19 protein-coding genes and 2 pseudogenes are annotated in these 20,802 nt (G+C 62.0%); 12 read left to right on the forward strand and 9 right to left on the reverse strand.

What is annotated here, in order from left to right; all coding sequences use genetic code 11:
* Positions 1-31: 31 nt before the first annotated feature.
* The 3 genes and pseudogenes from ACFQT0_RS10610 to ACFQT0_RS10620 all read right to left on the reverse strand — a co-directional run bounded on the left by ACFQT0_RS10610 (position 32) and on the right by ACFQT0_RS10620 (position 2,309).
* A pseudogene (locus ACFQT0_RS10610) lies at positions 32-954 on the reverse strand (FAD:protein FMN transferase).
* Positions 955-1,146: 192 nt separating this feature from the next.
* Positions 1,147-1,776, reverse strand: a complete 630-nt coding sequence (locus tag ACFQT0_RS10615; protein WP_380202590.1) for a hypothetical protein — start codon at positions 1,774-1,776, stop codon at positions 1,147-1,149.
* Positions 1,777-1,883: 107 nt separating this feature from the next.
* The gene (locus tag ACFQT0_RS10620; RefSeq protein WP_380202592.1) at positions 1,884-2,309 is read right to left on the reverse strand and encodes a hypothetical protein; all 426 of its coding nucleotides are present in this window, start codon (positions 2,307-2,309) and stop codon (positions 1,884-1,886) included.
* Positions 2,310-2,495: 186 nt separating this feature from the next.
* On the opposite strand from ACFQT0_RS10620, the gene ACFQT0_RS10625 reads away from it, so the two are divergent.
* A complete protein-coding gene (locus ACFQT0_RS10625; RefSeq protein WP_380202594.1) occupies positions 2,496-4,208 on the forward strand; it encodes a helix-hairpin-helix domain-containing protein in 1,713 nt (570 codons plus the stop codon).
* 219 nt (positions 4,209-4,427) lie between these two features.
* Positions 4,428-5,492 (forward strand): glycosyltransferase family 9 protein, encoded by a 1,065-nt coding sequence (locus tag ACFQT0_RS10630; RefSeq protein ID WP_380202596.1) that lies wholly within the window; start codon positions 4,428-4,430, stop codon positions 5,490-5,492.
* A gap of 376 nt (positions 5,493-5,868) precedes the next feature.
* Here ACFQT0_RS10630 and serS read toward each other — a convergent pair.
* Positions 5,869-7,147 (reverse strand): annotated as a pseudogene (serS, locus tag ACFQT0_RS10635) (serine--tRNA ligase).
* Positions 7,148-7,591: 444 nt separating this feature from the next.
* Between serS and ACFQT0_RS10640 the strand changes: the two are divergent.
* From ACFQT0_RS10640 to ACFQT0_RS10650, 3 genes are all read left to right on the forward strand, one after another.
* Positions 7,592-7,792 carry a Rho termination factor N-terminal domain-containing protein gene (locus ACFQT0_RS10640; RefSeq protein ID WP_380202598.1) on the forward strand — a complete coding sequence of 67 codons (201 nt, stop codon included), beginning with the start codon at positions 7,592-7,594 and terminating at the stop codon, positions 7,790-7,792.
* Positions 7,783-9,924, forward strand: coding sequence for a transcription termination factor Rho (gene rho, locus ACFQT0_RS10645; RefSeq protein ID WP_380202600.1), 2,142 nt, complete (start codon positions 7,783-7,785; stop codon positions 9,922-9,924). Before ACFQT0_RS10640 ends, rho begins: the two co-directional genes overlap by 10 nt.
* Positions 9,925-10,156: 232 nt before the next feature.
* Positions 10,157-10,828, forward strand: a complete 672-nt coding sequence (locus ACFQT0_RS10650) for a DsbA family protein (RefSeq protein WP_380202602.1) — start codon at positions 10,157-10,159, stop codon at positions 10,826-10,828.
* 62 nt (positions 10,829-10,890) lie between these two features.
* On the opposite strand, the gene ACFQT0_RS10655 is transcribed toward ACFQT0_RS10650, so the two are convergent.
* From ACFQT0_RS10655 to ACFQT0_RS10675, 5 genes are all read right to left on the reverse strand, one after another.
* Positions 10,891-11,454 (reverse strand): hypothetical protein, encoded by a 564-nt coding sequence (locus ACFQT0_RS10655; protein ID WP_380202604.1) that lies wholly within the window; start codon positions 11,452-11,454, stop codon positions 10,891-10,893.
* A 150-nt stretch (positions 11,455-11,604) separates the two neighbouring features.
* The gene (locus ACFQT0_RS10660) at positions 11,605-12,480 is read right to left on the reverse strand and encodes a UbiA family prenyltransferase (RefSeq protein ID WP_380202606.1); all 876 of its coding nucleotides are present in this window, start codon (positions 12,478-12,480) and stop codon (positions 11,605-11,607) included.
* A 105-nt stretch (positions 12,481-12,585) separates the two neighbouring features.
* The gene (locus ACFQT0_RS10665) at positions 12,586-13,353 is read right to left on the reverse strand and encodes a hypothetical protein (protein WP_380202608.1); all 768 of its coding nucleotides are present in this window, start codon (positions 13,351-13,353) and stop codon (positions 12,586-12,588) included.
* A 270-nt stretch (positions 13,354-13,623) separates the two neighbouring features.
* Positions 13,624-13,821, reverse strand: coding sequence for a hypothetical protein (locus tag ACFQT0_RS10670; protein WP_380202610.1), 198 nt, complete (start codon positions 13,819-13,821; stop codon positions 13,624-13,626).
* A gap of 405 nt (positions 13,822-14,226) precedes the next feature.
* Entirely contained in the window at positions 14,227-14,481 is a 255-nt protein-coding gene (locus tag ACFQT0_RS10675) for a hypothetical protein (protein WP_380202612.1), read from the reverse strand.
* An 89-nt stretch (positions 14,482-14,570) separates the two neighbouring features.
* Here ACFQT0_RS10675 and ACFQT0_RS10680 point away from each other — a divergent pair, with 89 nt between their 5' ends.
* From ACFQT0_RS10680 to ACFQT0_RS10710, 7 genes are all read left to right on the forward strand, one after another.
* Positions 14,571-14,852 carry a hypothetical protein gene (locus ACFQT0_RS10680; protein WP_380202614.1) on the forward strand — a complete coding sequence of 94 codons (282 nt, stop codon included), beginning with the start codon at positions 14,571-14,573 and terminating at the stop codon, positions 14,850-14,852.
* A complete protein-coding gene (locus ACFQT0_RS10685; RefSeq protein ID WP_380202616.1) occupies positions 14,849-15,142 on the forward strand; it encodes a winged helix-turn-helix domain-containing protein in 294 nt (97 codons plus the stop codon). The genes ACFQT0_RS10680 and ACFQT0_RS10685 overlap by 4 nt, the downstream gene beginning before the upstream one ends.
* A 198-nt stretch (positions 15,143-15,340) precedes the next feature.
* Entirely contained in the window at positions 15,341-16,876 is a 1,536-nt protein-coding gene (locus tag ACFQT0_RS10690) for a DUF4153 domain-containing protein (RefSeq protein ID WP_380202618.1), read from the forward strand.
* 30 nt (positions 16,877-16,906) lie between these two features.
* Complete coding sequence (locus tag ACFQT0_RS10695) at positions 16,907-17,128, forward strand: hypothetical protein (RefSeq protein ID WP_380202620.1); 222 nt, start codon at positions 16,907-16,909, stop codon at positions 17,126-17,128.
* Between the two features lie 298 nt (positions 17,129-17,426).
* Entirely contained in the window at positions 17,427-17,729 is a 303-nt protein-coding gene (locus tag ACFQT0_RS10700; protein WP_380202622.1) for a hypothetical protein, read from the forward strand.
* Between the two features lie 268 nt (positions 17,730-17,997).
* Positions 17,998-18,237, forward strand: a complete 240-nt coding sequence (locus tag ACFQT0_RS10705; RefSeq protein ID WP_380202624.1) for a hypothetical protein — start codon at positions 17,998-18,000, stop codon at positions 18,235-18,237.
* Between the two features lie 130 nt (positions 18,238-18,367).
* Positions 18,368-20,659: a transglycosylase domain-containing protein gene (locus tag ACFQT0_RS10710; RefSeq protein WP_380202626.1), complete on the forward strand. Its 2,292-nt coding sequence runs from the start codon at positions 18,368-18,370 to the stop codon at positions 20,657-20,659.
* Positions 20,660-20,802 lie beyond the last annotated feature (143 nt).

The raw sequence follows: 20,802 nt of genomic DNA on the forward strand, positions 1-20,802 counted from the left end.
GGAATGGGTGCACAACCATCGGTACGAGAAATCAGGGGTGAGTGGTGGTGGCCCCGTGATAATAATTCAGCTTCATGCCCCGCGACACCAGCGTGCGGTTGTCGTCGGTAATCAACGCGCATTCAACCCCTTTTAGCGTATTTATGAAGGCCAGGCCGGCTTCGGCGCCTTTCACGAAAACCACCTCATCGAGGCCATCGGCCAGCTCCACGTCGGGGCATACTATCGTAACCGAGCGCAGCCCCGTGGACGGGTAGCCCGTGTGCGGGTTGATGATGTGGCCGTACACCTGCCCGCCCACCGTGAAGTACTGCTCGTAGTTGCCGGCCGTCACCACGGCCACGTCGGTCACGTCGACCCAGGCGGCCACGCTGCGCGGGTGGTCGGGGTCGCCGATGGCCACGCGCCAGAGCGAGCCGTCGGCCTGCCGGCCCCAGCAGTAGATGTCGCCCGAGCCGTTGAGCAGGCCGCCCTTGATGCCCAGGCCCTCGAGCACCTGTTTGGCCCGGCGGATGCCGTAGCCCTGCAGAATGCCCGCCAGGTTGATGCGCATGCCTTTTTCGGGCAGGAACACCGTGTGTTGAGCCGGGTCCAGCTTGATTTTTGCCAGCCGATGCGCCGCACCGACGCCCGCACCAGCGCCGAGTCGGGCAGGGCGGAGTGGGCCTGCCGGTCGAACTTATACAGCTTGTCGGCGCTGGCAAAGGTGATGTCGAAGGCGCCGCCGCTGAGCTGCGAAAGGCGTAGCGTGCGGTTGATGAGGTCGAAGGTTTCGGGCGAAACGGCCACGGGCCTCACGCCCGCCATCCGGTTGATGCGCACCACTTCCGACGTAGAATCCCAGAACGACATGAGCCGGTCGATGCGCTTCACCTCGCCCAGGCCGGCGCGCAGGGCCCGCTGCCCGGCCGAGTCGTTCTCGGCCACCACCGTAAACGTGAACCGGGAGCCCATCAGGTGGGCGCTCCGGGTGTAGGTGTGGCGCGGCGCGTTGGGCTGGCTCTGCCCGGGCAGGCCCGCCAGCAGCGCCACCAGCAGTGCCCAAAAACCGCCCCGGTTTGCCGTATGCTTTCATCAGTGTACAAAAACCGGAGCCGTTCCGACTCCTTGAAACCTACTTGCCTGGGCCTGCCTACAGCGTGGGCACTACTTTTTCAGGTAGGCCTCAAACGCGGCCGGGCCACCGGCAATGTAGCCCGTTTTGGCCAGTACCTTGCCTTCGGGCGAAATAATGACGGCCAGGGGAAGTCGCCTTCGCGGTTGGTGGCCTGCGGCAGCTTCGTTGAGCTTGAGCCTGGGCGGCCGTGGGCTGGTTGCGCTTCTGGCGCGGGAAATCGAAGTGGGCCAGCACCAGCCGGTCTTTGGCGAAAGCTGCAAACTCGGGCTTAGAGAAAACCTCCTGCTCGTACATGATGCAGGGCTTGCACCAGTCGGAGCCCGAAAAACGGCTACGATGGGCCGGTTCGTAGCCTTGGCCTGGGCCTTGGCAGCACTCAAGTCGGAAAGCCAGCCGGGGGCCGCCGCCTCGCCCGCTACCACGGGCGCATCCACGATTACCTGCGGGGCCGAAATCAGCGGCGACTTGGGCTGCGGCGCGCTGGGGGCCGGCGCGGGCGTGGCCAGCTTGTTTTTGTTCTTGCTCACCTTGGTGCCGGCCGTTTCGGTTTTGGTTTTGACTTTAACGGTGGCTTGCTGGGCATGCGCCGGAGCTACCGCGGCCAATGACAGGCCAAAAAGAGCTACGCGAATGGGGCGGAAGGAAGTGGAAAACGACATGTGGGAATGAATAAAGAGCGAAGGGTTAAAGAACGCAGGCCGGGATTGGACAGTTCTAACGCCCCGAGTTGGCGAAAATTGAGCCACTTTCTGCTTAGCGGCCTTGGCTAGCCCGGCGAGGCCAAGCGACGCACTTTTAGTATCTTATTCACGGAGTCTACTTCGAGAATTTCCAGGGTGTAGTTGGGGTCGAGCTCATCGTTGAGGTGGATGCGCAATTTGGTTTTGCGGTCGATGGTCCACGTTCCCGGCCGGCCGTCCAGGCCGTCGGTGGGCGCAATGTCGAACTGCTCAAAACGGCCGTAGGGCTTGATGGCGAAGCCCGTGCGGCCCCGCGCCGGCGGAAAGGCGTAGGTGTTGGGCCGATACACGAGGGTGTCGCCGGTGTTTTCCTCCTGCGAAAGAAGCCAGGTGCCTTCCAGTTGTTTCATATTGTTAGGGGTAATGGCTACAGTGCGGCGCTTCTTGCAGCCGGCAATGGTTATGAGCAGCAGCAGAAGCAGCACCCGGCCACGGAAATGCAACGTGAGCATCGATTTCTGGGAAATGGGGTGGGCGGAAAGATAAGGCCAATCAAGCAGGTACGTTCTTTCGCTGGGTTTGGCCATTGGCCGGCAAGGCGCGTAAGCAGCAGTGTACGCTACATTCGTTCCCACAAAACCCCTTCCCCGTGGATAACCGCGCCCTGACCCGCGCCTTCAAGCTGGCCGCCCAGGCTCATGGAGCTGCACGACGAAAACCCCTTTAAAATCCGCGCCATCGAAGGCACGGCCAACGCCCTCGACGCTCTGAGCTTTCCGGTATCGGAAATCGAGCGTTCCGGCCTGCCCGACCGCACCGGCCTGAGCAAAACCGCCGCAGCCAAAGTGGCCGAGCTGCTCGACACTGGCACGTTTCCGGAGCTGCGCCACTTGCTCGAAATCACCCCGCCCGGCGTGGTCGAGATGCTGAACATCAAAGGCATCGGGCCGAAGAAAATCCGGGCCTTGTGGCGCGACCTGGGCATCGAAAGCGCCGAGCAGCTGCGCGAAGCGGCCGAAAAAGACCTGGTGAGCAAGCTCAAAGGCTTCGGCAAAAAGACCCAGGATTCCATACTCGAAGCCCTGGAGTTTGCCGGCCAAAGCAAGGGCAAGCTGCTCTACCCGCAGGCCGAAAGCCTGGCCGAACAGTTGTGCCAGCAGCTGCGCGACGGCTTGAAAATCGAAAAAGTAGCCGTGGCCGGCGAAATCCGCCGCCGCCTCGAAACCGTGGAAACCGTGCGCCTCGTGGCCGCTACCGACCGCCCGGCCCAGGCCCACCTGCTGCTCAATTCCCTGGACGGCCTCACGGCCAATCCGCACCGCTCCGGCCCGTTTGCCTGGCGCGGCACGGCCACCGAGTCGGGCGTGCAGGTGGAAGTGCTGCTCACCACGGCCGAAGCCTTCACCACCGAGCTGTTCCTGAACTCGGCCGCCGAAGAGCACCTGAACGAGCCGCTGCCCGGCGTGCAGGGCCACGGCGGCGGGGCCCCGGCCACGCTGCGCCAGTGGGCCCGCCGCGAAACATTCCAGCAGGAAGAAGCCCTTTACGAGAAAGCCGGCCTGCAGTACATCGTGCCCGAGCTGCGCGAAGGCCTGGGCGAAATTGAGCTGGCCGCTGAGCAGAAACTGCCCCGCCTGCTCGAAGACAGCGACCTGCGCGGCTCCCTACACAACCACAGCACCTACTCCGACGGCAACCACAGCCTGCGCGAGATGGCCACCTTCCTGCGCGACCACAATTACGAGTACCTCGGCATCTGCGACCACAGCCAGGCCGCGCACTACGCCAACGGCCTCGGCGTGGAGCGCGTGCGCCAGCAGCACCAGGAAATAGACAAGCTCAACGCCGAGCTCGCGCCCTTCCGCATCTTCAAGGGCATCGAGAGCGACATCCTCAGCGACGGTTCCCTGGATTACCCGTCCGACGTGCTGGCCAGCTTCGATTTCATCGTGGCCTCCGTGCACTCCAACCTGAAAATGGACGAGCGCAAAGCCACCGAACGCCTGCTGCGCGCCATCGAAAACCCCTACACCACCATGCTGGGCCACCCCACCGGCCGCCTGCTGCTGCGTCGCCAGGGCTACCCCATCGACTACAAAGCCGTTATCGACGCCTGCACCAAGCACCAGGTCATCATCGAAATCAACTCCAACCCCTGGCGCCTCGACCTGGACTGGCGCTGGGTGCGCTACGCCCACGACCAGGGTGTGATGCTCAGCATCAACCCCGACGCCCACCACACCGATGGCTATGCCGACATGCGCTACGGCGTGCTCATGGGCCGCAAGGGATTTTTGACCAAGGAAATGACGTTCAACGCAAAGTCGGTGGACGAAGCCGCGGCCTATTTCGAAAAGCGAAAAGCCGGCATCACGCCCCCGCTGGAATACAAAAAGTCGCTGTTTGAATAGGCGTTGTTTAAAAGAAAAAACTCCCCTGCTTAGTTAAGGAGGGGACGTTGCCGCGCAAGCGGCAACTGGGGTGGTTGAGCCGTTGAACGACACCCGAACGATGCCACTCAAGTCGTTCTGCCGTCAGTCGTACGCGTGTAGTTCAACGACTCAACCACCCCCGTTCGCGCTGAAGCGCGAACATCCCCTCCTTAACTAAGGAGGGGAGTTTGTTCTGTTATGAAAATCCTCGTTCTCCGCTTTTCCTCTATTGGCGACATCGTGCTCACCACACCCGTGGTGCGGGCGCTGGCCCAGCAGGTGCCAGGGGCAGAGGTTCACTTTGCTACAAAACCCGGCTACCGGGGCCTGCTCGAAGCCAACCCCTACATCACCAAAGTGCACTGCCTCACCGGCAGCCTCGGTGAGTTGGTGCGCGAAATGCACGCTGAGCGGTTCGACTACGTCATTGACCTGCACAACAACCTGCGCACCACCCTGCTAAAGGTGCGGCTGGGCGTGCCCGGCAGCACCTTCGACAAGCTCAACTGGCAGAAATGGCTGCTGGTTAATTTCAAGATTGATAAGCTGCCGCGCGTGCACATCGTGCAGCGCTACCTGGAGGCGGCTGCTATGCTTGGCGTGAAAGACGACGGCCGGGGCCTGGACTACTTCATCCCGGAAGGGCAGGAAGTTGAGCTTAATACCCTGCCCGCGGCTTTCCAGCGGGGCTACGTGGCAGTGGCCATCGGGGCCCAGCACGCCACCAAGCGCCTCCCGGTCGAAAAGCTAATTGAGCTGTGCGCCAAGCTGGCCCGCCCCATCGTGCTGCTCGGCGGGCCTGAGGATGAGAGCATCGGCCACATCATTGAGCAGGCGTTTGCGACGAAAGCAGCCACAGTAGCAGCTCCCGCGGCCACCATTCCCGACAGACCCTATCGATTTCCTGAAAAACCGCTCAGTCACTCAGCCGCTCAGCCGCTCATTGTGAATGGCTGCGGGCGCTATACCCTGCACCAATCGGCCTCGCTGCTGCGGCAGGCGCAATTTGTGGTGAGCCACGATACCGGCCTGATGCACATTGCGGCCGCCTTTGGCAAGGAGATTTTCAGCGTGTGGGGCAACACCGTGCCCGAGTTTGGCATGTACCCCTACCGCACCGAGTTCAAGGTGCTGGAAGTAAAAGGCCTGCCGTGCCGCCCGTGTTCCAAAATCGGCTTCGACAAGTGCCCGCAAGGCCATTTCAAGTGCATGCGCGACCAAAACCTAGACCTAGACCTGCCGCCTGCGCGCGATGGACGGTAACCTCAGCGGCAGAACCAATTTCCACTCTCTGGACTATTCTGCTCATCTGGCGTCCGCGCTGGAACCTCACCCCCGGCCCCTCTCCATAAGAGAGGGGAGCCTGACTTTAATTCTTTACATAGCAAAAGGCCCGGCTTAATAGTGAGGCGGGCCTTTCTGTTTTCTGAAATTAAGCTAAAGCTTGTGCCGTGGCTCCCCTCTCTTTTGGAGAGGGGCCGGGGGTGAGGTTCCTCCGCCCGAGATGCTTCGACAGGCTCAGCATGACCCTACGGTTACTTATGCAAGACTATTTAATTGGTCTCGGCCACCATTTCATCACAAACAAAAAAGCCGTGGCTAAAACATTAGCCACGGCTTTTTATATAAATCAGCTCAACTACAGCTCAATTCGCTCGAAGCCGCAGTAGCTCTGCAGCACCAGCGGCAGGTCGATGCCGGTGCTGGTTTGGTTGTTTTCCAGTAGCGCGGCCACGATGCGGGGCAGGGCTAGGGCCGAGCCGTTGAGCGTGTGCAGCAGCTGGGTTTTGCCACCGTCGGCGCGGTAGCGGCACTTGAGGCGGTTGGCCTGGTAGGTTTCGAAGTTCGACACCGAGCTTACTTCCAGCCAGCGGCCCTGGGCGGCGCTCCACACTTCGAGGTCGTAGGTGAGGGCCGAGGTGAAGCCCATGTCGCCGCCGCAGAGGCGCAGCACGCGGTAGGGGAGGTTGAGCTGCTGCAGCAGGCCTTCGACGTGGGCCAGCATGGCTTCCAGGGCGTCGTAGCTCTGGTTGGGCTCCGTGATTTGCACGATTTCTACCTTGTCGAACTGGTGCAGGCGGTTGAGGCCGCGCACGTCGGCGCCCCAGGAGCCGGCCTCGCGGCGAAAGCAGGGCGTGTGGCCAGCCATGCGCACGGGCAGCTTGTCGACGGGAATGATTTCGTCGCGGTAAATATTGGTCAGGGGCACCTCGGCCGTGGGAATGAGGTAGAGGTCGTCTTTGGCGTCGTGGTACATCTGGCCTTCCTTGTCGGGGAGCTGGCCGGTGCCGTAGCCGCTGGCCTCGTTCACCAGAATCGGGGGCTGCATTTCGGCGTAGCCGGCCGCCCGGGCTTCGTCCAGAAAGAAGTTGATAAGGGCGCGCTGGAGCCGGGCGCCCTGGTTTTTGTACACCGGGAAGCCTGCGCCCGTGATTTTGTTGCCCAGCTCAAAATCGATGATGTCGTACTTTTTAATCAGCTCCCAGTGGGGCTGGGCATCAGGGCTCAGAGTGGGCTTGCTGCCGTGCTCGCGCACCACCTCGTTGTCGGCGGCGGAGCGGCCTTGGGGCACGCTGGCGTGGGGCAGGTTGGGGAGCTTATAAAGGAGTTGCTGCTGCTCTTTTTCTACTTGCGCCAACTCGGTAGCGGCGGCTTGGGTGTGCAGCTTGAGCTCGGCGGTGCGTGCCTTCAGGGTTTCGGCGCCGGCTTTGTCGCCCGATTTCATGAGGCCCCCGATTTGGCGGGCCAGGCTCGTTGGCTTCGGCCTGGGAGGCGTCGTGCGTGGTTTGGAGCGAGCGGCGGCGCTGGTCCAGGTCGAGGATGGCGGCGACGTCGGCGGGGCCGGTGGCGTAATGTTTTTTGGCAAGGCCAGCCAGCACAAGCTCTGTCTGGTCGCGGAGAACGGAAATCTGCAGCATAGGGGGCGTAGTGGAATGCGGGCAAATGTCGGAAGTAAAACCGGGCGGAACCACAGGCTTGTTGCCGTGGGGCTTGCGAAGCTTGCGGCAACTTATTTTGCGCCAGCCGGTGTTAAACCTTTGCCATCAAGTATCCGATTTGGCGGTTTGCCCGTAATGCGCTAACATTGCGCTAGCAACCGGCCGCCGTGGCAGGAACCGCGGACCTCAGCGTTCGCCTCCGGCCCGTCTTTTGCTGATTACCCAGCGGTCCCCTTTCGCACCTCATTTCTTGCTTATTCCATTGCGCGCCGCGCGCTGCTATACTTTATAGCCCGCGTTTCTTGCCAATGCTTTATCGCGGCCTGGCCGCTTTCGTGCCGTAGCTGGCTTTTGGGCCCCCAAGCGGGCCTCCTGGGCAGCCAGCCCCTCGCTTTAAGCCGATGTTTCTCCCCTATTCCCTTTATGCACACCATTAACGAGTTGAAGGACCGGCTGCTGTCCGACCTCAAAGAGATTGCCGAGCAAATGAATGTGGGCAACTTCAAGCGGCTCAGCAAACAGGATTTGATATATAAAATCCTCGACCAGCAGGCCCTGACCCCCGGCGCCGCCGAGCAAGAAGCCCCGCGCCGGCCCTCGCCGCCGAAGCGCCCGTGGCCGTAGCTGCCCCGCCCCGTGCCAATGGCAACAAGCCCAACGGGCGCCGCCCAGCCCCGAGCACGGCCGAGCAGCCTTTCTCAGACGTAGCACCGCCCGCTGCCAAAGCCCCGGCCCGCCAGCCGCGCGAGCCGCGTCGCGAAGCCGCTGTGACCCAAGCTGCCCCCGCCGCCACCGTGGAAATATTGGACCCCATCGAAGGTTTGGCCCTCGTGCCAGCTCAGGATGCCACCGGCGCCTCCCTGGCCAACGAGCCCGTGCCCGCCGCACCTGCTACTGAACCGAATGCCGACGCTGCCCCCAGTGCCGACCAGCAGATTAACGGCGCCGAGCAACTTAACGGTGCTGAGCAGTCGGAAACCAACAACGCCGGTCGCCCCGAGCGCCCGCGCCGGGAGCGGGTGGACCGCGCTGGCCGCCCAATCACGGAGCAGCGCGCTGCCGAAATGGCTGCTGAAAAAGCCGCCGCCGAAGCTGCCGCCGCTGCCCAAGCCGCTGCTGCTCCCTCCGAAAACGGAACTGATACCCGCGACAATGGCCGCGAAAACCGCCGCGAATTCGGTGGCAACGGCTTTGCCGACCGCCGCGAGAACCGCGCCGACCGGTTCGAGCGCGACAACCGTGAAGTGCGGGACGGGCGCGACGGGCGCGACCAGCAGCGCCCCCGCAACGACCAGCCGCGCGAAAACCGCGAGCCTCGTGAACCGCGGGAACCCCGGAATGACCAGCCCCGCGACAACCGGGAGCCGCGCGACCTTCGCAACGACCAGCCCCGGGAGCCGCGCAACGACCAACCCCGCGAGAACCGCGAAGGCCAGCCGCGCGAGCCGCGTACCGACCAGCCCCGCAACGACCGCGACAACCGCACCCTGACCCGCGAGGAGCGCTACGCCCAGCGCGACCTGCAGCGCCAGCAGCGCGCCCTCAACCCCGACGGCACGCCCCGCACCGACCAGCCCCAGCGTGAACCACGCGAACCCCAACAGCCGCGCGAGCCTCAGCGCCCCGCCCGACAGGACCTCGACCTGGTGGTGCCCGGCGGCGGCACGTTTGAGCTGATGCCCGACGGCGGCTACGGCTTCCTGCGCTCGCCTTACTATAACTACCTATCCTCGCCCGACGATATCTATGTGTCGCCGCAGCAGGTGAAGCAGTTTGCTATGAAGCCCGGCGACACGGTGATTTGCACCATCCGGCCGCCGCGCGAAGGCGAGAAATACTTTGCCCTGGTGGGCGTAGACAGCATGAACGGCCGCACCGTGGAGGAAGTCCGTGACCGGGTGCCGTTCAGCCACCTCACCCCGCTCTTCGCCGACCAGCGCATGAAGCTGAGCACGAAGTCCAGCCAAATCAGCACCCGCGTGCTCGACTTGTTTGCGCCCATCGGCAAGGGGCAGCGCGGCCTGATTGTGGCCCAGCCCAAGACCGGTAAAACCGTGCTGTTGCAGGAAGTGGCCAACGCCATTTCGGAAAACCACCCCGAGGTGTACCTGATGATTCTGCTCATCGACGAACGTCCCGAGGAAGTAACCGACATGGCCCGCACCGTGAAGGCCGAGGTGCTTAGCTCAACCTTCGACGAAACGGCCGACCGCCACGTGAAAATCGCCGAAATGGCCCTCGACAAGGCCCGGCGCCTCGTGGAGTGCGGCCACGACGTGGTAATTCTGCTCGACTCCATCACCCGCCTGGCGCGGGCCTACAACACGGTGCAGCCCAGCTCGTCGCGCATCCTCTCGGGTGGTATCGACGCGGGCGCCCTGCAAAAGCCCAAGCGCTTCTTCGGCGCGGCCCGCAACGTGGAAGGCGGCGGCTCGCTCACCATCATCGCCACGGCCCTCATCGAAACCGGCTCCAAGATGGACGAGGTTATCTTCGAGGAATTCAAAGGCACCGGCAACATGGAACTGCAGCTGGACCGCAAGCTGGCCAACAAGCGCGTGTTCCCGGCCATCGACATCCCCGCTTCCGGCACCCGCCGCGAAGACCTGCTCATGAGCAAGGACGAGTTGAGCCGCGTGTGGGTGCTCCGCAAGTTCATGTCGGACATGACCGCCACCGAGGCCATGGAATTCCTCAAGGACCGCATCAAAGGCACCAAGGACAACGAGGAATTCCTCATCTCCATGAACGGCTAAAGCAACTTGCTTTAAGGACAAAAAAGCCCGTTGCAGTACTGCAACGGGCTTTTTTGTATAAATAATAATCGTAGACTAAAAATTATCTAGCATAGCAATATCTGAACTGTAGCGCTCAGAAATAAATTCAACAGTGGCGCAGGAAACTTTGCGGCTGTAAGGTGCAGGGCAGGCTGAAGCAGCCATAGGGGCCGCAGTTGAGCTATTTTTGTTCTGTATTAATTTTTATTCAATGGCTCCCGACCCTGCTGCCAACCTGCCCGAACTGCTCTACATCCACGACCCGCTGTGCGGCTGGTGCTACGGCATGAGCCCGGTCATTAGTCGGGTACAGGCCGAGTTTGCCGGCCGGATCGATGTATCGGTGCTGTGCGGCGGCATGGTGAAAGGCGAGGAAGTTGAGCCGATATCCGCCACCTGGGACTACATCGACCAGTCCCTGGGCGAGGTGGAAAAGACCACCGGCGTGCAGTTTGGCGCAGGCTTCCGAGCCTTGGGCGAGGAAGGCAGCTACGTGTACGACTCCGAACCGCCGAGCCGGGCCATTGTGGCCTTCCGCCAGATTACCGAGGACCCGGCCCGCACCGTGGCCTTTGCTCACGCCGTGCAGGCGGCCCTGTTCCGCGACGGCCAAAATCTGAACGACCCGAGCGCCTACAACGCCCTGCTGGCGCCATTCGGTGTCGATTCCACAGAATTTCAACGCCGCTTTGCCGCGCCTGAAACAGCCCGGGCCACGCAGCAAGAGTTTGCCGCTGTGGCCCGCATCGGCGTGCAGGGCTTCCCAACCAGTATCGTGCGCGTGGGCGAGCAAGGCTACGTGCTGGCCCGCGGCTACCAGCCCTTCGAAATGGTGCGGCAGGGGCTGGAGCAGCTGCTTAGTGACGCTGCGCTTGTTCAATGAGGAATGAGGAATTGAGCTGGTTTACCCCAATCTTCACTCCTCATTCCTCATTAAGCGCAGCGTCAAAGGCGTACTACCTGTTTTTTCAGGGGCGACCACGCGATGCTGCGCCGGTCTTCCTTGCCCACCAGGTACGTGAAGCGGATGCTTTCGTGCCGTTTGCGCAGGTCATTCCAGGTGGCGTGGTCGGGTGCTTCGGGGCCGGTGGGGTAGGGGGCGGCGGTTGGCACGGCCGGGCTGGAAAATTGGGCTGGCCGGAAGAACTCCCGAATGCGCCGTCGCACAAACGCTTCGCGTTCGGCCGGCGTGGCAGTTGCGGTTTTCATCTCGTACACCATGGGTGCCTCCAGGTCGGCGGCGCTGAGGGTTTCCCGAAAAATCACTTGCCCATTCGCATCGGTAATAGTGAACATGGCCGCGCCCTCCAGCACCGACGGACCCCGGAGCACCAGGCGAAATACGTCGGGCCGGCCGTCAGGCTGGCTGAATACGTGCACCTGCTGTGTCGTGAGCAGGGTATCGGCCTGAACACTTACGGCGGCTGCGCGGGTGGTATCGGGTGGTGGCAGGGCCGAGGTATCGGGTTTGTCCCGGTCGGCAATGCGGGAAATGCTACCCTCGTGCACGGCAGAGGGCGTCGAATTACACGCCGCAAGCAGCGGCAGCACAGCAAACCAGACAAAACGCATACGAGAGGAAGCTAAGGCAACAACGACTGGCTCAAAGTACGTGGTAGGCCGGCAGAAGGTGGCCTACGGCCTGGACGCTCAAGCCCCTCAGCGCCAGAGCAACATGGCCACAAACGCGGCACTCAGGCACAACGACGACACTTGGTTCATGCGCATGGTGCGCTCAAAGTTGGCCGCTCGCTCGTCGTGCCACACTTGCCAGGCCCAGCGCCCGAACAGCCAAACCACCGGGCCGGTGGCCACCAGAAATATCAGGAGCGGCCGTGTTTCCTGGCGCAGCCAGTAGGCCAGGCCCAGCGTGGCTGCCCCCGCCAGCAGGCCCACCGCCGCAAACACGAACGTGCCCCGAATGCCCAGCCGCAAGCTCAGGGTGCGGTCGCCGCGCCGGGCGTCTTCGTCGTGCTGGTACACCTGCGTGAGCGGGTAGGAGCCGCACAAAAACAGCGTGCTCACCAGTGCCAGCAGCAGATTGGTTTCGTCGCTAAGCTGGAACCATGAAGCTCCGGCGCCCACCTGCGTCATCAAAAAAGTAAACGCCCCCTGGAAAAGCACCACTACCAGCGTGCTCAGTAGCGGGTATTTCTTGAGCCGAATGCCGTCGTAGCTATACGCCTTGGAAATAAGCAGATACAGTACCACCAGCGCCGCGAAAGGCAGCGAAAGCAGCGCGGCTCCGGCCACGGCCACCGCATCGAAGAGCCACACCAGGTGCAGCAGCTCGGGCGTTACTTTCGGAGGCGTCTTGAGCCCGCCGATGCTGCCCTCATCCTTGTCGTAGTAGGAATTGTAGCCGTTGGAAGCCGGGTAGACCAGCAGGTGCAACACCACAAATACCCCGGCCGCCCGCCACCCGCTCCACGGCCCGCGCAGGGCACTCAGCCCAAACCAGAACACGGGCATGAGGTAGATGGAAAACGGAATGCGCAGCAGTGGCAGCGCCCGACGGTAGTTTTCTATTCTCAATTAAGAATGAGGAATGAGGAATGAGGAATCAGTGCAAAGGTGGCTCTGATAAGACCTCATTCCTCATTCTTAATTCTTCATTAAGCGAAGCGTCGGGCCAGCCTATCAAGTAAGTGACCTCCGGGCCCCACCAGTGACGTTTTTTACCGGCTTGCCAGGTGAATTGCTGGGTGGGGTCGGCTTGTTGGGCCAGCGCCAATAGCTCCTGGGTCGAGTACATGCGCAGCAGCGAGACCGAGCCATCCCAAATGGTGCAGAGCGGTATGAGCGGGATGAGGTACGTAAACACCAAGCGGCTGAGGCGAAACGGCCGGAAAAAGGCGTGAGCAGGAGTTGGGCTACCGGCAGCACCGTCCAGGCCAGCAGCAGTTCTGCCCAATGCTTGCCGGCTCCCTCAAATACCCCAATGCCGGTGCCGGCCCGTACGGCATCGTGCAGCAGGGCCTGGGCTGCGGTGGGAGGAAAGTGGTGAAACGCGGAGAAAATGACCCGAAAGCCCGCCAGCTGCGCAGGCACGGCCAGGGCATTCACGGGCGCCGGCTCGTGGCCGATGCGGCCCTGGGTGCGCTGGGCGATGTCGGCCCAGGCGGCGGGCTGGGGGTAGAGGTCGGTAAGGGTCACGGTGACGTCGGCCAGGCCTTCGGCTTGCAGGGCGCGCCACACGGTTTCGGTGCCGCCGCCCGCGCCGGCGCCGAGCTCCAGCAGCGCGGTTTGGCCGGTGCGGCGCAGGCCTTCGGCCAGCAGCGGTGCGATGGGCCGGTAGGTGCCTAGAGTAGAAATCATGAACCGCAGGTAGTCCATCATCCCGGCCCGGATGACGGTGGGGAACCACGGCAAATCCTCAAATTCAAACAGGCGTAGGCGGAGGCGCATGGCCCAAGGATACGCAGAAACATGACGGGGCGCCGAATTTAGCCAGAGCGGCTTTGAAGTTGGTATACAGGTAGCGTGGACTCTGCGAGTCCGCGCATGGTGATGCTGACCGAACGACACGCAGACTTGCAGAGTCCACGCTACCTGTACATGGTCCCGAAAACCGCTTTAGATTAGCACTTGCGCTGAGGTCGAGCCCCACCAAAGGCCAGTTGATACCTAATACAACCAACAGCGCAAACACGCTCCAGGGGAAGGTGCAGCAAATTTTTAACTGAGCCCATTGGTCGTCGCAATGCTTTTTACATTAGGTCTGAACAGCCAATGGCGGTATACTAAAGCAGTTGCTGCTAATGCTACGGGCAGATACACCCATCCGCCTAAGTAAAGCGCCATTAAGACCATTGCGGTCATCACATCATTGCCAAATGTTAACCAGCCAAGGCTCGAAAAAGAAAGCAGCTGCACACAGTAACTCCAACGGCCAAAAGCCGGAGGTTACGAATGGGCATGGGCAGCATTTTGCGAAATGCCAGAACAGTAAAGGGAATAACCGACAAGGACCCAATTGCAGCAAATAAGGCTACGTACAAGGCTGCTAGAATCATGTTTTCCATCCCGAAAAGCGCTTTTCTTGAGCCTATTAAAAATAGGCAGATAGCTGTGCCGACAAGATTAGTGAGCAACCATAGCAGGCATGCCCGTCCCCAGGCGCTTGGAGTAGACAACGGATAGTGGGCTTCCACGACAGAAAAAAGTTGATGGCATCAAATGTATCAATCTTTTCCCCCAACTTTGCAGCCCAAAGAACTTCGAACACTATGAAGCCCGCCAATCCCGACCCGCTTGCTCAGCTCACTGAAATCCGCGCCATCATGGACCGCAGGCTCGCGCTATCTGTCGCTGTCGGGGCTGAGCGGGGTGGGGGCTGGGGTGGTGGCGCTGGTGGGCGCCGCGGTGGGCCATTTCTACCTGAAAAGCCATTATTCCGACGGCTACCTGCAGCTCATGCAAGGCTCGGCGCTGGAGCGGCGGGCGGCGCTGCCGTTTCTGCTGCTGCTCTCGGGCACGATGATAGGCGCGGCGCTGCTGGCGGCCTTCCTTTTCACGCAGCGGCGCACCAAGCACGATGGCCAGCCCCTGTGGACCGGCCCGGCGCGGCGCTTGGTACTGGCTCTGGCCGTGCCGCTGGTGGCGGGTGGCCTTTTTGCCTGCGCTTGTTCCTCGGCGGCGATGCGGCCATGGTGGTGCCCGGCATGCTGGTGTTTTATGGCTTGGCACTGCTCAATGCCAGCAAGTTCACGCTGGACGAAATCCGGTGGCTGGGGCTTACCCAGATTGGGCTGGGGCTGGTGTGCATGCTGCTGCCCGGCTGGGGGCTGATTTTCTTTGCCCTGGGCTTTGGCCTGGGCCACATCGGCTACGGCCTGGTGATGTACAACCGCTACGAGCGGCCGGCAAAAGCCGGCGCAGCGGCTAACTCCGCAGTTGTCCGGTGAAGCACCTCATCCATACCCTCAACAAGGCGTTCGACCACCGCGTGCGGCTGGGCGTGATGGCCGTGCTGATGGCCAACGAATCGGTCAGCTTCAACGACCTGAAAGAGGTGCTCGACCTCACCGATGGCAACCTCGCCAGCCACGTGGCGGCCCTCGAAAAGGCCGAATACATCCTCGTAAGCAAGCAATTCATCGGCAAGAAGCCCAACACCACTTATTCGGCCACGGCCGCGGGCAAAGCCGCCTTTCAGCAGCACCTTGTCACCCTGGAGAAGCTTCTAAGGCCTTAAAAATTCGTGCGCCCGGCGATGGGCGCTTCTTTTTGCACAGTTACTTTGAAACACAAAGTTCTTTTAATAACTTTTATTCATGTCTGATTTCGCCCAACCCTCTGCGCCCTGGCCCGCTGGCCAGTCGGCTCGCCCGTTTCGCCGGCCGCCATTTCGGCCCTGGCGCCAGCCTCCGTTCCTCTGACCACCGCGCAGAAGTTGCTGCTGCCGCTGGGCGCGCTGCTGTTTGACTGGCTTTTCTGGTTGCAAAAGGGCGGCCCAAACCTGCTGGTGTTTACCATTTTTGTGGTGGTAGTGCAGTTGGTGCTCTTGCCGCGCGTAGCGGCGGTGCGCCGCTCGGGGTACTTCTGGCTGATGGTGGGCGGCAGCTTGTTTAGCGGCGCCATGATGGCCGTGTACGGCTCGGGCGCGGCGGCGCTGGCCTGCGTGGCCTCGGTGCTCATGCTGCTGGGCTACGTCAACCAGCCCCATCTGAAACTGGTGCTGTACGCCCTGCTCACGGCTTTTGCCAGCGTGGCGCAGGCCGGGCCGCGGGTGCTGCTGGGGCTGCGGGCGCCGCGCAACGCCAGTGGCCGCGCCCGCCGGGGCTGGTTCTACGGCCGTCTGCTGCTGGTGCCGCTTGTGGTGCTGGGGGCATTCCACCTGCTGTTTGCGGTGGCCAACCCGCGGTATAGCGCCCTGAGCAGCCGGGTGCTGGCCGCGCTGGGTGACTTTTTGCTGTGGCTGCTGCCGGAGGTTTCGCTGGCGCACCTAGTGTTTGTCACGCTGGGCTTCCTGGTTACGGCCGGGGCGGTAGTGGCGGTGCCGGTGTACTTCTATGCCGACCACGAATCCCACTTCGGCGAATTCATCCGGCGGCAGCGCGACCGGGTGGCCTCGTTTGCCGTGCGCCGGCCCAATTTTCAGCTCAACACAGCCAAGGCGCTTGATTTGCGCAAGGAGTTTGTGGCGGCCGCCGCAGTGTTTGGGCTGGTGAATGCGCTGCTGCTGGTCGTGAACGCCATCGACGTCAACTGGCTGTGGTTCGGCTTTGTGCCCAAGCCGGGCTTCGACCTGACGCAGTTTGTGCACGAGGGTACCTACGTCCTCATTTTCAGCATTCTGCTGGCCATGGGAATTGTGCTGTGGTTTTTCCGCCGCAACCTGAACTTCTACCAGCCCGGGCTGCCGTGGTTGCGCTGGGGCGCTACCGTGTGGGTGCTGCAAAACGTGGTGCTGGCCGTGTCGGTGGGGCTGCGCAATTACTACTACATCCTCCACAGCGGCTTGGCTTACAAGCGCATTGGCGTGTGCTTCTTCCTGCTGCTGGTGTTTTTCGGGCTGGGCACGGTGCTGCTCAAAATCTGGCAGCGACGCTCGGCTTACAGCCTGGTGCGGCTCAATTCGCTGGCAGCGTATGTGGTGCTGCTAATGCTGGCGGCCGGCAACTGGGAAGTCTGGATTGCCAGCTATAATCTGCAATCCCGCTTTCGCAGCATCGACATCGGCTTTCTGCTCGACATGCCCGGCCGCGTGCTGCCCACGCTGGTGGCCCGCCGCGAACTGCTCAACCAAACGCCCCAGCTCACTGCCGACGCTGAATACGGCGGCACCGTAGTCATCTCGGACGAGGAAGCCCAGCGCCGCCTCGATGCCGCCGTGGCCCGCTGGACCAGCCGCTACTCCGCCCACCCCGACTGGCAGGGCCGCACCTACGCCGACTGGCGTACCGCCCAGGCGCTGGGGGCCAAGTAGCTCAATTCCCCTAATCAATTCCTTGATGCCATGACTGGACTTCCGCAACTCCTGCTCACTTTTCTGGGCCTGCTTTTCTGTGCCGGCGACGTAGCCGTGCTCGCCGTCCTGCTCACATGGCAGGAGCGCGCGGCCACGCCCGCGGCCCGACGCCAGCGCTTGCTGCGCGGCGTGCTGCCAGGTGCCGTGGTGCTGGTGGCACTGCTGCTCCTGGCCTTCGTGCAGATGCTGCTCTTGTGGTCGGGGCAGTGAGGAGCCAGCGTCACGCCCACTTATTAAGTAGGCATAAAAAGCGGTCGATGCAGTTTAAAATGTTGCTTATCAGTTTGCCAGCCAAGTGGAAAGTATGATTCAGAATAGACTTAAATAAATATTTATCCCTTTTTATTGTTTAGCTTGGCAGCCCGTTTGGCTTTCCATAAAGAATTGGGCTGGCAACGGGTTCATGCTTACTTTTTTCTATGCCCCGAACGCTACTCTTGATTGTGCTTTTCATTGCGTTGGTGCTGGAGCTGACCCTGACGGGGGCGCGTTTCATGCGCCGGCTTTTATGCTCGCGCAGTTTGGGGTGAAGTACGGGCCCGAAACCCGGTTTCTGACTTACATTCTGGGGTGGTTGCTGCTGTTTGTGTCCGTAGTGGCGGTGGTAGCATTGGGGCAGGTGTGGCAGCGGCGGCCCAGCTACGCTACGTGGTGCTACGTGCTGGGCTTGTGGTGGATAGGTATTGGCATCGGCATTTATTTTACCTTCGGAAAACCTGGCAATTTATTGCTCGATTCCGTAAAAGGGTTGCTTATTGTGATACTCACATGGCGCTGCCAAGCCACGCGCATGATGACCCGCCGCTACTAGCGGTAAATCAGTAACTTGGTGGCTCAACGGCTTAACCGGTCCCGCCCTATGCCCACTTCTCACTCGCACCAACTCACCGTCGCTCCCAAACTCTCGCGTTTCGGCCGCACCATGGCCGGGGCGCAGGTGCTGAAGGAGACGCTGAGCATGATTTTTCTGGGGTTGCCGCTCGTGAAGGCCGCGCCGCTGGTGTTGCTGTCGGCCTTGCCGGGCGTGGTGCTTTACGCGCTGCACTGGCAGCTGGCGTTGGGCCGGGTGGGCCGCACGTTTGCCACGGCGGTGTGGGTGTTCACCTTGCTCGACGAGCCTGTGGGGCCTGCTGCTGTTTCAGGAACTGGATGCGCCCACGCGCGGCCAAATCCGGCTGCTGCACTGGAGCTACTTCCTCGGCTTGGGCATTATCCTCACAGCCCTGGTGGAGCTGGGCTGGCGCTGGCAGCTCCGGCGGGCCCGGGCGCGGCGCAACGTGCACCACCACGCCCTGCTGTCGGCCCGCCCGCGCCGCTAGCGGGCCGTCGGGTGATTTGCGCGCATTTTTGCCCACGCGCCTGCACAACTGACCTTTTGGGGCGGGTGACTGGTATATTTGTCATTCCTCGCGGCAGGACGTTGTCCCCGTTTTTCCCTAGCTGCCTCGCATGGCCGACCTCAAACCGACCGTTTCCCCCGTACCCCGGGCGCTAAATCCGCGGCGCCGCGCCGCCGCCGCTGGCCGTTGCGCATTACCAGCCTGGGCCTGGGTGCTGTTTGGGCTCGTCGTGATTCTGTTCCTGGTGTACCCGTTTTTGGTGAGCACCAATTTCATGTTCCTGTTCGGCAAGTCGCCCAGCCTGGCCGATTTGGAAAACCCCAAAGTGGAGCGGGCGTCCGAATTATACACCTCCGACGGAGTGCTGATTGGCAAGTACTTCCGCGAAAACCGCTCGCCGGTGCCGCTGAACAAGATGTCGCCGTTGCTCATTAAGGCCCTCATCGCCACCGAAGACGTGCGCTACTACGAGCACTCAGGCATCGACCTGGCGGCGGTGCTGGGCGGCTTCTACTCGTCGTTGCGCGGCGACAAGCGCGGCGGCTCCACCATCACCCAGCAGCTGGCCAAAAACCTCTACAAAATCCGCCGCCAGCAGAGCCGCGGCGCCTTGGGCTACATTCCGGTGGTGAGCACCATCGTGGCCAAAACCAAGGAATGGCTCACGGCCGTGGACCTGGAACAGCGCTACACCAAGGAAGAAATTCTGCGGATGTATCTCAACACCGTGGAGTACGGCTCCAGCGCCTTCGGCATCAAGGTGGCCGCCAAAACCTTCTTTAACACCTCGCCCGACAGCCTCAAGCCCGAGCAGGCTGCCATGCTGGTGGGCGTGCTCAACAACCCCACGGCCTTCAACCCGCGCTTCCACCCGGCCGCGGCCCTGCGCCGCCGCAACGTGGTGCTCGACCGCATGGGCCAGGCCGGCGTGCTGCCCGCCGCCGAAATCGCGGCCCTCAAAGCCACGCCGATTGTGCTGGACTACCACGTGGAGCGCCACATCGACGGGCCCGACACGTACTTCCGCAGCGCCATCGGCCAGTTTGTGAACGCCTGGTGCGACAGCACCGGCCACGACATGTACCGCGATGGCCTGAAAATCTACACCACCATCGACTCGCGCATGCAGGCCCTGGCCGAGGAGGCCCTGCACGAGCGCATGAAGGCCCTGCAGCGCCAGTTCGACAACTTCTGGCGCAACCGTGGCCAGGACCCCTGGGTCGACGACAAAGGCAAGGAAATCCCCGACTTCATCGAAACGCAGATGAAGCGCACGGAGAGCTACAAGACCCTCGCCAACCGCTACAAAAACCAGCCCTTCCGCCTGGATTCGGCCTTGCACGCCAAGCGCCCGATGAAGGTGTTTACCTGGAAAAAGGACGACGGCGATACCACGCTGGTGATGTCGCCGCTCGATTCGCTGGCGTATTACAAGCACTTCCTGCGCGCCGGCATGATGAGCATGGACCCCTTCACGGGCCACATCAAGGCCTGGGTGGGCGGGCTCGACTACCGCTTTTTCCAGTACGACCACGTGAAACAGGGCAAGCGCCAAGCCGGCTCCACGTTTAAGCCCTTTGTGTACCTCACGGCCCTCGACAACGGCTACTCGCCCTGCGACCGCATCCAGGACAAGCGCGTGACCATCAACTATGTGGAAAACGGCCAGCCCATGGAATGGCAGCCCGACAACGTGACCCGCGAGTACACCGGCATGAACATGACGCTGCGCTACGCCATGGCTCGGTCGGTGAATTCCGTCACGGCCCAGCTCACCGAAAAAGTGGGCTGGGAGAACGTGGCCAAGTACGCGCACAAAGTGGGCATCACCAGCCCACTATTGGCCGTGCCCAGCATCGGCCTGGGCTCGGGCGGCGACGTGAGCGTGTTTGAAATGGTGAATGCCTACGGCACGTTCATGAACAACGGCTTCCGCAGCGAGCCCCGCCTGGTAACGCGCATCGAAGACCGCAACGGCAACGTCATCAAGCAGTTTGACCCCGTGCAAAAGCGGGCCATCTCGGCCGAAACGGCGTGGCTGATGACCTACATGCTGCGCGGCGGCATGGAGGAGCCCGGTGGCACCTCGCAGGCCCTGTGGGACTACGACGTGGCGCAACAACAACCAGATTGGCGGCAAAACCGGCACCACGTCCAACTACTCCGACGGCTGGTACATGGGCATGACCAAGGACCTGATGACCGGCGTGTGGGTGGGCGGCGAAGACCGCAGCATTCACTTCGTGGGCTCGCAGCAGGGCGAAGGCGGCCGCACGGCTCTGCCCATCTTCGGCAAGTTCATGGAGAAGGTGTACCGCGACAAGGAATTGGGCTACACCCAGGGGCCGTTTCCCAAGCCCACGGTCAAGATATCCAAGAAGTACAACTGCGTATCGCCTAGCGAGCTGCGCCGCCGCGCCGAAAGCGTGGACACCATCGCCGCCGACAACCTGCTGGAGCGCATGAACAGCGCCAGCAGCGGCGTTCCCGACAGCTTGCCCAACCGCCTGCCCCGGCGCTAGGAACACTTGCAACTTGGGGAAT

It is taken from the genome of Hymenobacter humi (assembly GCF_042665855.1).
Lineage (GTDB): Bacteria > Bacteroidota > Bacteroidia > Cytophagales > Hymenobacteraceae > Hymenobacter > Hymenobacter humi.